The organism is Pseudomonas sp. TWI628, assembly GCF_039673865.1.
In the GTDB taxonomy this organism is placed as follows: domain Bacteria; phylum Pseudomonadota; class Gammaproteobacteria; order Pseudomonadales; family Pseudomonadaceae; genus Aquipseudomonas.
In genome coordinates this window covers 42324-54671 of sequence record NZ_JBDJMM010000012.1, presented here as the reverse complement: position 1 = coordinate 54671, position 12348 = coordinate 42324, and the positions used below count along the sequence as shown (strand labels likewise).

11 protein-coding genes are annotated in these 12348 nt (G+C 61.2%); 2 read left to right on the top strand and 9 right to left on the bottom strand.

What is annotated here, in order from left to right; genetic code table 11:
* Positions 1-96 precede the first annotated feature (96 nt).
* Complete coding sequence (locus tag ABE528_RS11335) at positions 97-465, top strand: Mpo1-like protein (RefSeq protein ID WP_152956354.1); 369 nt, start codon at positions 97-99, stop codon at positions 463-465.
* Positions 466-468: 3 nt separating this feature from the next.
* On the opposite strand, the gene ABE528_RS11330 is transcribed toward ABE528_RS11335, so the two are convergent.
* The 3 genes from ABE528_RS11330 to ABE528_RS11320 form a co-directional block, all read right to left on the bottom strand.
* On the bottom strand, positions 469-1266 hold the full coding sequence (locus ABE528_RS11330; RefSeq protein ID WP_346652985.1) for a thioesterase family protein: 798 nt from the start codon (positions 1264-1266) through the stop codon (positions 469-471).
* A gap of 87 nt (positions 1267-1353) precedes the next feature.
* Positions 1354-2121: a CHAD domain-containing protein gene (locus tag ABE528_RS11325; RefSeq protein ID WP_346652984.1), complete on the bottom strand. Its 768-nt coding sequence runs from the start codon at positions 2119-2121 to the stop codon at positions 1354-1356.
* Between the two features lie 14 nt (positions 2122-2135).
* Positions 2136-2414 (bottom strand): hypothetical protein, encoded by a 279-nt coding sequence (locus ABE528_RS11320; RefSeq protein WP_152956351.1) that lies wholly within the window; start codon positions 2412-2414, stop codon positions 2136-2138.
* Between the two features lie 152 nt (positions 2415-2566).
* Between ABE528_RS11320 and ABE528_RS11315 the strand changes: the two genes are divergently transcribed.
* A complete protein-coding gene (locus tag ABE528_RS11315) occupies positions 2567-3607 on the top strand; it encodes a patatin-like phospholipase family protein (RefSeq protein ID WP_152956350.1) in 1041 nt (346 codons plus the stop codon).
* A gap of 62 nt (positions 3608-3669) precedes the next feature.
* Here the strand turns inward: ABE528_RS11315 and ABE528_RS11310 are convergent, their stop codons facing one another.
* From ABE528_RS11310 to tig, 6 genes are all read right to left on the bottom strand, one after another.
* A complete protein-coding gene (locus ABE528_RS11310; protein WP_346652983.1) occupies positions 3670-5541 on the bottom strand; it encodes a SurA N-terminal domain-containing protein in 1872 nt (623 codons plus the stop codon).
* 182 nt (positions 5542-5723) lie between these two features.
* Positions 5724-5996 carry a nucleoid-associated protein HU-beta gene (hupB, locus tag ABE528_RS11305; RefSeq protein WP_003250246.1) on the bottom strand — a complete coding sequence of 91 codons (273 nt, stop codon included), beginning with the start codon at positions 5994-5996 and terminating at the stop codon, positions 5724-5726.
* A 152-nt stretch (positions 5997-6148) separates the two neighbouring features.
* Entirely contained in the window at positions 6149-8545 is a 2397-nt protein-coding gene (lon, locus tag ABE528_RS11300) for an endopeptidase La (protein WP_152956348.1), read from the bottom strand.
* A gap of 165 nt (positions 8546-8710) precedes the next feature.
* Entirely contained in the window at positions 8711-9994 is a 1284-nt protein-coding gene (clpX, locus tag ABE528_RS11295; protein ID WP_016394423.1) for an ATP-dependent Clp protease ATP-binding subunit ClpX, read from the bottom strand.
* A 108-nt stretch (positions 9995-10102) separates the two neighbouring features.
* The gene (clpP, locus tag ABE528_RS11290; RefSeq protein WP_003250240.1) at positions 10103-10744 is read right to left on the bottom strand and encodes an ATP-dependent Clp endopeptidase proteolytic subunit ClpP; all 642 of its coding nucleotides are present in this window, start codon (positions 10742-10744) and stop codon (positions 10103-10105) included.
* A gap of 91 nt (positions 10745-10835) precedes the next feature.
* Positions 10836-12149, bottom strand: a complete 1314-nt coding sequence (gene tig, locus ABE528_RS11285) for a trigger factor (RefSeq protein WP_152956347.1) — start codon at positions 12147-12149, stop codon at positions 10836-10838.
* Positions 12150-12348: the final 199 nt, after the last annotated feature.

Below are 12348 nucleotides of genomic sequence, written 5' to 3'. Positions count from 1 at the left end.
CCATAGCCAGCCTCGATTGGCCCCGTAACCGGGGCCGCACTAAGCTTTGGGCATGCTTGCAATAAACAGCGCGACCCACATCGCGAGGAGCCGCCCATGAGCAAACGACTGACCAACCTGCACGCCTGGCAATGGCGTAGCTACCACCACAATCACCGGCACCCGACCAACCTGGTGTTGCACCTGATTGCCGTGCCGCTGTTCATCCTCGGTGCCCTGCTGGTGCTGTCAGGCCTGTTCGCCCTGGACCTGGGCCAGATCGCCGTCGGCGTCATTGCCCTGATCGCCGGCCTGGGCCTGCAGCGCCACGGGCATCGCCTGGAAGCCGAACAGCCCGAACCGTTCGCCAACCGCAAGGACGCCGTGCAGCGGCTGCTGACCGAGCAGTTCGTCACCTTCCCGCGCTTCGTCCTCAGCGGTGCCTGGTGGAAAGCCTGGCGCGAGCGGCACAAGCACCGGCGGTGATGCTCAGGCAAACACCGTGACCGTCTGCCGGCTCAGGGCCAGCAGCTGCCCTTCGGCACTCCACAATGCTGCCGCCGCGTGGCCATAGCCATCGCGCGCGTGCTCGGTCTCGACACGGTAATGGCACCAGTCCAGCGTTGACAGTTTCGCCGTCGGCTGGATGAATTCGATGGTCCAGGTCAGCGTACTGCCCGCGGCAGGCTGCTTGAGGAACGGCATCAGGCTCGGCGGCCAGGCATCCACCAGCGCCAGCAGGTGCGCCTCGTTGACCTGCTCTTCGGCAACATCGCGCAGGCGCACCCAGCCGCCCATGTGGCGCGACTGGTTGCCACTGTACGGCAGGCCCCCGACCGACCAGCGCAAGGCGACATGGCGCATGAACTCCGGGGTGACGCCCTTGATGTAAGGCAACTCCGGGGCCGCCTGCTCAAGCGGCTTCATCTCCACGGCGGGTGCAGCCGCAACATCGACCACCGATGGCCGGCCCGCACCAAAATTACCCTGCACCAGCGTCACCACCTGGCCATCCTGAATGGCCCGGCCCAGCAACGTGCTGACCGCCTTGCCCTCACGCAGCACCTCGACCTCGAAACGAATGGGAACATCCGCTGCCGCCGGGCTGACGAAGCTGATGGCCAGCGAGCGCACCGGGCGATCATCGCTGAGCTTCAGACGCATGCTTTCATGAACCATGGCCGCCATCAGGCCGCCAAACACGGCACGCCCCTGGGCCCAGCTGGGTGGAATGCTGACCGCGTCGGGGTTTGCCCGCACGGCATCGAGCAGTTGGTTGAAATTCATCGGCCGGCTCCTGCCTACAGCGAAAGGTTTGCCAATACTAGCCAGCAAACTCCGGCCGATCAGCCCGCATATCGGTCATTTGCCGGGCTAACGCCGCTTGAGCGCGGCCTGCAGCGCATCAAGGGTGACATCGGAGGTGCGCTCTGCCTCGTGCAGTTCCTGCTCCCAGGAGACCTTGCAAGGCGCCAGGTCAGGGTGATCCTTGGCCTGCAGCAACCACTGCAGGCGGTCATGCCAATCACCCAGATCGCCCTGGGCCTTCTTCAACAGGCGCTGCAGTTTCTTGCCGGCATGATCGAGCTGCGGATAGGCCTCGTCGCCGTAGCGCACCCGCTTGATCAGCAGACGCAGGCGATGGCGGTCATGGGCGGGGTCCCGCAGGGCCTTGCGCAGTTTGTGCCACTGTTTGAACAGGCGCTTGTCGACCCGCTTGTCCAGCGATTTGGCCAGCCCTTCGCGATCGGCTGCGCGCAAGAACAGCGGGAACGCATCGACGATCGCCAGCACCCGGGTCAGCTGCGCGCTGGTGGCAACGCTGGCGAATGTCCTGTCGCGCCCTGCCAGGCGTCGCTGCCCGGCTTCGGCATGGCCGCGCCCGATGAGCTCGGTGGCCAGCACCTCACGATCACGCAGGGGCGTTGTCAATGTGCCCAACGAACTGGCGGCCTCCTCCAGTTGCTCCACCCCCGGCAGCCCGCGCAACGGCCGCAACAGGCTGCGCAGGCGCCGCAAGCTGGTACGCAGGTCGTGCAGGGCCTCGCTGTCGGTGTCCGCGGCCAGGCGTTCGCGACAGGCCAGCAGGCGCACCTGCAAGGTCAGCAACTGGGCAACGACATGATCGAGCATGGCGGACATTTAACGCTCCTTGGTCAGCGCCCGGCGCGCGACTCACGAATATAGAAGCGGGCCTTTTCGGCTTTGTTGGTGCAGCTCTCGTAACCTTCGAATTGCTGCTGGGTCTTGGCGCCGGTCAACAGTGACAGCGCCTTGGAATAGCTCACGGCACCTGCAAAGCCTTCTGCCTTGGCCAGGTCGAGCTCTTTCCAGGCCGCATCCAGTTGCGTTGCGCAGCTCTCCCGATAGGCCGTCTTGCCCGCGCAACCGGCGAGAGCAAGGGCAATCAGGGGAAGGCAGATCCAGACTTTCATCAGTGTTACCTCAACAGTTTGAATAATGGCTCTTCGACGCTCGGCCGGATGAAAAGTGCCGCGTCCGGGAGGCTTTGCCTAGAGTGTTTATTGAAGCACAGGCAACGCTCGGTGCATTGTAGGACCATAGTGACACAAGCCGGGGAAAGCTCATGAGCAAACGCGTGGCATTGGTGTTGGGATCGGGAGGCGCTCGTGGGTATGCCCATATCGGCGTGATCGAGGAAATCGAACGGCGCGGCTACGACATCGCCTGCATTGCTGGCTGCTCCATGGGCGCAGTGATTGGCGGTATCTATGCGGCAGGCAAACTGGAGGAATACCGCAACTGGATCGAAAGCCTGGACTACCTGGACGTACTGCGCCTGGTCGATGTCAGCTTCCGCCTTGGCGCCATCCGCGGTGACAAGGTGTTCGGCCAGATCCGCAAGATCGTCGGCGACATGAACATCGAGGAGCTGCGCATCCCTTATACGGCGGTCGCGGCCGACCTTACCAACCAGCAGGAAATCTGGTTCCAGGAAGGCTGCCTGCATCAGGCCATGCGTGCCTCGGCGGCGATACCGAGCCTGTTCACGCCAGTGATGCAGGGCAACCGCATGTTGGTCGACGGCGGCATCCTCAACCCCCTGCCGATCGTACCGGTGGTGTCCAGCCACTGTGACCTGATCATCGCGGTCAACCTCAACGCAACCAACCAGAAGCAGTACCAGTTGCCGGTGATCGAGCGGCCCGCTGCTTTCAAGATGCGTTTTGACGCCCTGCTCAGCTCGCTGGGCTCGCGCCTGCCGTTTCGGCGCAAGCCTGCCGAAGAGCTGATTCGCATCGAGCAGGAGATCGTCGCCGAAGGGCTGGCACCGCCCAACCCGTGGCTGGCCGACGCGGCCGACCCCGAGGCCCAGCAACCCGCAGCGGCGCCCGAGCGTGAAGGCGCACCGAAGTCGGCGACCGGTTCATTCATCATCGACAACGTCGGGCCGGCCTCGCTGCTCGACCTGATCAACCAGAGCTTCGAGGTGATGCAGACGTCGCTGGCGCAGTACAAGATTGCCGGGTATCCACCGGACGTGCTGATCAACGTGCCCAAGCGGGTGTGCCGGTTCTTCGAATTCTACAAGGCGCCGGAACTGATTGCGCTGGGGCGGGAGATTGCGCGGGATACGCTGGACAACTATGAGGGGGTCAAGCGCTAGCTACAGGCAGTAGAAATGAAACAGGCCGCATCGCGCGGCCTGTTTCGTCATGCATCCATCACTCAGTAGCGGGTGATGTCGGCAGTGCCTTCCAGCTGCTTGCGGTAGGCGGCAAAGTCCTGCTGGCCAGCACGCGATGCGAGGTAGCGGCGAATCTGCTGCTTCTCGTCGTCGCTGGCAGCGGCACCTTCGTTGACGCCTTTGAGCTGCAACACGACCAGGCTGCCGTCGCCCAGGACCACGCTGCCGTACACCGGCTTGTCCTTGGCTTGCGGCTTGGCCAGGCGGAACAGTGCCTGCAGCTCGGCCGGGTCGATACCGTCCTGGCCACGGGTCACGGCTTCGTGAGCCTTCCACTGCTGACCGTCGTGAGCGCCAGCGGCAGCGATGGAACCGTCACGCAGGCCGGCGATCAGCTTGTCCGCCTTGGTCTTGAGTTCGGCAGTTGCCTTCTCTTTGGCCAGGTGTTCGCTGATGTTCTTGGCCACGGCTTCCAGTGGCAGTTGCTCCGGTTTGCGGTGCTCCTTGACGCGCAGCACCACGGTGGTTTCCGGGTCGAGCTCGATGGCGGTGCTGTTGGCACCTTCATCCATCACTTCTTCGGAGAACGCAGCCTGGATCACACCACGGTTGGCGGTAATGCCCTCGCCGCCTTCGCGGCCGAACGGCGCGGAAGTCTGCACCTTGAGTTTCAGGTCCTGGGCCGGCTGGGCCAGGTCGGAAGCCTCGTAGGCAGCATCCTGCAGCTGCTTGCTGGCGTCGACGTAACGCTGCTCGACCAGCGGGGTCTTCAGGTCGCGGGTCAGCTTGTCCTTGAGGCTGGCGAAGCTCGGTACTTCCGGCGCCTGCTTGCCCAACAGCTTGATCAGGTGGTAGCCGAACTCGGTACGCACCGGGGCCGATACCTGGCCGTCGTTGAGCTTGTACAGGGCGTCTTCGAAGGCCGGGTCATACACGCCTGGGCCTGCAAAACCGAGGTCACCGCCATTGCTGGCAGAACCTGGGTCCTGGGAGAACTCCTTGGCCAGCTTGGCGAAGTCTTCACCCTTGGCCAGGCGTTGCTCGACCTCTTCGGCCTTGGCCTTGGCCTGGGCGTCGGTGACCTTGTCGTTGACCTCGATGAGGATGTGCGCGGCATGGCGCTGCTCGGCGAGGTTGGCGACTTCCTTCTCGTACTGGGCCTTGAGCTCTTCGTCGGTGACCTTGACCTGGTCGAAGAACGCCGACTTCTTCAGCTCGATGTAGTCGATGACCACCTGGTCGGGGGTCATGAACTCCTTGGCGTGCTGCTCGTAATGCGCCTTGACCTCGTCATCGCTGACCTTGACTGCGGCCGGGTCGGCCTTGAAGGTCAGGGAAGCGAAATCGCGGGTCTGGTTTTCCAAACGGGCAAAGGCGTCAACCTGCTGGTCGGTGACGAAGCTGCTGCCAGCGATACCGGTACGCAGCTGGCCGATCAGCATCTCTTCCGCGAGCATGTCGCGGAACTGCATGCGGCCATAGCCCAGCTGGCGGATAACCTGATCGAAACGATCGGCACTGAACTTGCCATCGACCTGAAATTCCGGCGTCTGCAAAATCACCTGGTCCAGCGCGGCTTCAGAGAAGGCGAACTTGGCGTCTTTGGCACCCTGCAGCAGCAGTTTGCGATCGATCAGACCTTTGAGCGCTGCGTCGCGCAGGCGCTTGTCATCCAGCACCGCTGGGTCGAAATCCTTGCCCAACTGTTGCATCAGCTGACGGCGCTGCATGTCGGCAGCCTGGCTCAGCTCATTCAGGCTGATGGTGTCGCCGTTCACCTTAGCCGCGTCCTGGCTGTGAGTGGCGGCCTTGAAGATGGCTTCGAAGCCGGTCAACGCCATCAACACGACGATGAGGCCGATGATGGTCTTGGCAATCCAACCTTGTGAATTGTCCCTGATATTTTGCAGCATGCGTCCCCCAGAAACGGCTGTACCACTGCGTCGACAACCGCGGAGCGTGGGTAGAATCCTGATAAAAGAAAGGCGCATCCGAGGATGCGCCTTTTCTTAGCAAACGTGTCAGGCGGGAACGTTTGCGGCCCGCCATCAGCGTGCTCGGACCTGGCCAAGGCCTGGTCCGGCTGAAAGACGACTTAGTTGACGGCGTCTTTCAGGCCTTTGCCAGCCTTGAAACCTGGAACCTTGGCAGCTTCGATCTTGATCGCCTTGCCGGTTTGCGGGTTACGGCCGGTGCGCTCGGCGCGCTCCTTGACCGAGAAGGTACCGAAGCCAACCAGTACCACATCGTCACCTTGCTTCAGGGCGCCGGTGACGGATTCGATGACTGCGTCCAGCGCGCGGCCAGCTACAGCTTTCGGGATGTCAGCGGATGCGGCGATAGCGTCAATCAGTTCCGACTTGTTCACTCTAAGTCCCCTTATTTCTCTATTGAGTTTGTTTCTAAGTATGTAATGAAAAGCTGATGAAACCTGTGCCGGGTGGCCGTTTGACAATAGCGTGCCGCTTTATAGCAAGGCCCCGAAAAAACTGTCAAGGAAAGCCCCCCAGCCAAAAACTACTAATGCGTGCTAATTCTTTCCTTAGCATCGCCGTCGCGCTTGTCATCTTTCGCGACAATCTCCGGAGCCACATCTGGCAAGGGCTCCGGGGCGTATTGCAGCGCAATTTGCAGGACTTCGTCAATCCATTTGACCGGTTTGATCTGCAGATCCTGTTTGATATTTTCAGGAATTTCTTTCAGATCGCGAACATTCTCCTCGGGAATGATCACCGTCTTGATCCCGCCACGGTGTGCAGCCAGCAGTTTTTCCTTCAACCCGCCGATGGCCAATACCTGGCCACGCAGGGTGATTTCGCCGGTCATGGCCACATCGGCGCGTACTGGAATCTGCGTCAGCGCGGACACCAGCGCGGTGCACATGCCGATACCCGCGCTCGGGCCGTCCTTCGGCGTGGCGCCTTCAGGCATGTGGATATGCACGTCGTGCTTCTCGTGGAAATCGGCGGCAATCCCCAGGCTGCGGGCACGGCTGCGGACCACGGTCTGCGCGGCTGTGATCGACTCGACCATGACATCACCCAGCGAGCCGGTCTTGATCAGCTGGCCCTTGCCAGGGATGACCACCGACTCGATGGTCAGCAATTCGCCGCCCACCTGGGTCCAGGCAAGGCCGGTGACCTGGCCGATCTGGTCCTGCTGCTCGGCCAGGCCGTAGCGGAACTTGCGCACGCCGAGCAGGTGCTCGAGCTGCTCGCTGGTGACCTTGACCTTGACCTGCTTCTGCCCGGTATGTTCCTTGACCACCTTGCGGCAGACCTTGGCGATCTGGCGCTCCAGGCCACGCACACCGGCTTCACGGGTGTAGTAACGGATGATGTCGCGAATCGCCGAGACGTCGATGTCCAGCTCTTCGGTCTTCAAACCGTTGGCCTTGACCTGCTTGGGCGTCAGGTACTTGACCGCGATGTTGATCTTCTCGTCCTCGGTGTAACCCGGCAGGCGGATGACTTCCATACGGTCGAGCAGCGCCGGCGGAATGTTCATCGAGTTCGAGGTGCACAGGAACATCACGTCCGAGAGGTCATAATCGACTTCCAGGTAGTGGTCGTTGAAATTGTGGTTCTGCTCCGGGTCGAGCACTTCCAGCAGCGCCGAGGCCGGGTCGCCACGCATGTCGCTGCCCATTTTGTCGATCTCGTCGAGCAGGAACAGCGGGTTGCGCACACCCACCTTGGTCATCTTCTGGATCAGCCGGCCAGGCATGGAGCCGATGTAGGTACGACGGTGCCCACGAATCTCGGCTTCGTCACGCACGCCACCCAAGGCCATGCGCACGAACTTGCGGTTGGTCGCAGCAGCGATCGACTCGGCCAGCGAGGTCTTGCCCACACCAGGCGGGCCGACCAGGCACAGCACCGGGCCGCGGATCTTCTTCACCCGCTTCTGCACGGCGAGGTACTCGAGAATCCGCTCCTTGACCTCTTCCAGGCCATAGTGGTCGGCATCGAGGATCTCCTCGGCCTTGGCCAGGTCCAGGCGCACCTTGCTCTGGGCCTTCCACGGCACCTGCACGAGCCAGTCGAGGTACGAGCGCACCACGGTGGCTTCGGCGGACATCGGCGACATCTGCTTGAGCTTGTTCAGCTCGGCCTGGGCCTTGGCCAGGGCGTCTTTTGGCAGGCCAGCGGCTTCGATGCGCTTTTTCAGCTCTTCGACTTCGTTGTGGCCTTCATCACCATCGCCGAGCTCCTTCTGAATGGCCTTCATCTGCTCATTCAGGTAGTACTCGCGCTGGCTGCGCTCCATCTGCTTCTTGACCCGGCCACGGATACGCTTCTCGACCTGCAGCAGGTCGATTTCGGCATCCAGCAGGGCCAGCACGTGCTCGACTCGGGTCGTCAGGTCGACGATCTCGAGGATTTCCTGCTTCTGCTCGATCTTCAGCGCCATGTGCGCGGCCATGGTATCGACCAGGCGACCAGGCTCTTCGATGCTGTTCAGCGACGACAGCACTTCGGCGGGGACTTTCTTGCCCAGCTGCACGTACTGCTCGAATTGCGACAGCAGCGTGCGCACGAAGACTTCCGACTCGCGCTCGGCGGCGTCGGTTTCATCGATCAGGGAAACTTCGGCACGGATGTGCCCTTCTACTTCGGTGAAGCGCTCGACCGCACCGCGCTGCTCGCCCTCGACCAGCACCTTGACCGTGCCATCGGGCAGTTTCAGCAGTTGCAATACGGTAGCGACGGTACCGACCCGATACAGGGCATCTTCGCCTGGATCGTCATCGGCAGGGTTCTTCTGGGCCAGCAGCAGGATCTGCTTCTCGCCCGTCATCGCGGCCTCAAGGGCTTCGATAGACTTCTCACGCCCCACGAACAGTGGGATAACCATGTGCGGATAGACGACGACATCGCGCAATGGCAAAAGAGGCAAGTCGAGGGTGGTCTTCATGATTTCGCCTCTACAGCGGCCTTATGGCCGGAAACCGGTGGAAATGATGCTTGGACCTAATGTGGGGGCACGCATGGGAAATTACAAGCGCTGGCATAGGAAAAGCAGAAAGGGGCCCGTAGGCCCCTTTCTTGCTTGCTGCCATTACCCGGCATTTACCTGAAATCAGGCGTCGGGCGCGGCCTTGGCTTGCGGCTCGCTGTTCTCGTAGATCATCAGCGGCTGCGAGGTGCCTTCGATGACGCTCTCGTCGATCACCACCTTGCTGACATCCTTCTGCGAAGGAATCTCGTACATGGTGTCGAGCAGCACCCCTTCGAGGATCGAACGCAGGCCACGGGCGCCAGTCTTGCGCTCCAGGGCCTTGCGTGCGACAGCCTTGAGGGCGTCGGTGCGGAACTCGAGGTCCACGCTTTCCATCTCGAACAGCTTGGCGTACTGCTTGGTCAGGGCATTCTTCGGCTCGGTGAGGATCTGCATCAGTGCAGCCTCATCCAGCTCATCGAGGGTCGCCAGTACCGGCAGGCGGCCGACGAACTCAGGGATCAGGCCAAACTTGACCAGATCGTCCGGCTCGACTTCGCGCAGCGATTCGCCGACCTTCTTGCCCTCTTCCTTGCTGCGTACTTCGGCGCCAAAACCGATGCCACCCTTGGTGGAGCGGTTCTGGATGACCTTTTCCAGGCCGGAGAAGGCGCCACCGCAGATGAACAGGATGTTGCGGGTATCAACCTGCAGGAATTCCTGTTGCGGGTGCTTGCGGCCGCCCTGCGGCGGAACAGAAGCTACGGTGCCTTCAATCAGCTTCAGCAGCGCCTGCTGCACGCCTTCACCCGAAACGTCGCGGGTGATGGACGGGTTGTCCGACTTGCGCGAGATCTTGTCGATCTCGTCGATGTAGACAATGCCCATCTGGGCCTTTTCCACGTCGTAGTCGCACTTCTGCAGCAGTTTCTGAATGATGTTCTCGACGTCCTCACCCACATAACCGGCTTCGGTCAGGGTGGTGGCGTCAGCAATGGTGAACGGTACGTTCAACAGCCGTGCAAGGGTTTCGGCGAGCAGGGTCTTGCCCGAGCCGGTAGGCCCGATGAGCAGGATGTTGCTCTTGCCGAGCTCGACTTCGTCGCCCTTCTTGTCACGCTGGTTCAGGCGCTTGTAGTGGTTGTACACCGCTACGGCCAGGACCTTCTTAGCGCGTTCCTGACCGATGACGTACTGGTCCAGGATGCCGCTGATTTCTTTCGGCGAAGGCAATTTGTGCGCGCTGCTCTCGGCCTGGGCTTCCTGCACCTCCTCACGGATGATGTCGTTGCACAGGTCGACGCACTCGTCGCAGATAAATACCGAGGGCCCGGCAATCAGTTTGCGCACTTCGTGCTGGCTTTTGCCGCAGAAGGAGCAATAAAGCAATTTGCCGCTGTCCTCGCCGTTACGGGTGTCAGTCATTCGATCGATCCAATCCGGTAGGCTTGCAACACAAGATGAAGGCAATTGCGGGCTTTTTCAAGTCCGCAGGTAGGCGCTTTGCGCACCTACCTGCTCTGGCTCCTGGGTTCAGGAGGCCAGTTGCCGCTTGTCGTACACCGAGTCGATCAGGCCGTACTCGGCCGCGCGCGAGGCGCTCATGAAATTGTCACGCTCGGTGTCACGCTTGATGGTCTCGAGTTCCTGGCCAGTGTGGTAGGCCAGCAGCTCGTTCAGGCGCGCCTTGATATTGAGGATTTCCTGGGCATGGATCTCGATATCGGTGGCCTGACCCTGGAAACCGCCCAGTGGCTGGTGGATCATCACGCGCGAGTTCGGCAGGCAGTGACGCTTGCCCTTGGCACCCGCAGCCAACAGGAACGCACCCATGCTGCAGGCCTGGCCGATGCAGATGGTCGAGACGTCCGGCTTGATGAATTGCATGGTGTCGTAGATCGACATGCCTGCAGTCACCGAACCGCCCGGGGAGTTGATGTACAGATGGATATCCTTGTCCGGGTTTTCCGCCTCAAGGAACAGCAGCTGCGCCACTACCAGGTTGGCCATGTAATCCTCTACCGGGCCAACCAGGAAGATCACTCGCTCCTTCAACAGGCGCGAGTAGATGTCGTAGGCACGTTCGCCACGGGCGGACTGCTCGATAACCATCGGGACCAGGCCGCCTGCGGCCTGGATGTCAGAGCTCTGCTGAATATAAGAATTGCGGGACATGTCCTGCGCTCACTCCCAAATAGTCATGGCTTGATAACGCACAAGCCAGCTCGAAGGCTGGCTTGTGGGGGTTTCCTACGAGAGAAGCCTGTTACTCAGCGGCGGCAGGAGCCTGTGCTGGCTTAACGGCATCTTCGTACGAGACCGACTTGTCGGTCACAGTCGCTTTCTGCAGAACAGTATCTACAACTTGTTCTTCCAGCACAACCGAACGAACTTCGTTCAGTTGCTGGTCGTTCTTGTAGTACCAGGAAATGACCTGCTCAGGCTCTTGGTAAGCCGAGGCCATTTCTTCGATCATTTCGCGAACCTTGCCTTCGTCTGGCTTCAACTCGAACTGCTTGACCACTTCGGCGACGATCAGGCCCAGCACCACACGACGCTTGGCTTGCTCTTCGAACAGCTCGGCTGGCAGTTGCTCAGGCTTGATGTTGCCACCGAACTGCTGAACAGCCTGGACGCGCAGACGGTTGACTTCGTTTTCCAGCAGGGCCTTTGGCACTTCGATCGGGTTGGCGGCCAGCAGACCGTCCATGACCTGGTTCTTGACCTTGGTCTTGATCGCCTGACGCAGCTCACGCTCCATGTTCTTGCGAACTTCGGTACGGAAGCCTTCCAGGGTCGACTCTTTGATGCCGAACTGGGCGAAGAACTCTTCGTTCAGCTCTGGCAGCACAGGGGCCGAGACGCTGTTGACGGTGATGGTGAACTCAGCGGCTTTGCCAGCCAGGTCCAGGTTCTGGTAGTCCTCTGGGAAGGTCACGTTGACAACGCGCTCTTCGCCGGCCTTGGCGCCAACCAGGCCATCTTCGAAGCCAGGGATCATGCGGCCGGAGCCCAGTACCAGCTGGGTGCCCTTGGCGGAACCGCCAGCGAACACTTCACCGTCGACCTTGCCAACGAAATCGATGTTGACCTGGTCGTCGTTCTGCGCAGCACGCTCGACGGCCTCGAAGCGGGTGTTCTGCTTGCGCAGGACTTCCAGCATGTTGTCCAGGTCGGCGTCAGCCACTTCGGCGCTCAGGCGCTCGACGTTGATCGACTCGAAGCCGGCAACGGTGAACTCTGGGAACACTTCGAAGATGGCAACGAATTCCAGGTCCTTGCCCTTCTCGAAGGACTTCGGCTCAACGGCCGGAGCGCCAGCCGGGTTCAGCTTCTGCTCGACGATGGCTTCGTAGAAGGAAGCCTGGACCAGGTCACCGAAAGCCTCTTGACGGGCATCGGCTTCGAAACGCTGACGGATCACGCTCATCGGCACCTTGCCTGGGCGGAAGCCCGCGACCTTGGCGCGCTTGGCAGTCTGTTGCAGACGCTTGTTGACTTCGTTCTCGACGCGCTCGGCCGGAACGGCGATGGTCATGCGGCGCTCGAGAGCGGAAGTGTTTTCAACAGAAACTTGCATGGATATTCCTCGTTGCACAGACGTTAGCCGGCGATAGCCCGACTCCAGAATCAAGGGCGAACATTCTAGTGAGTCACGCACCAGAAGTCACCCCACCCGGGACGACGGGAAACCACGCCGGTCGATTAACTTGCCTGGCCCGCACCGTGAAGTGCCGAGCCTCTTTATATAGAGGGCCGCATACCCCCCAAAGGGCGGC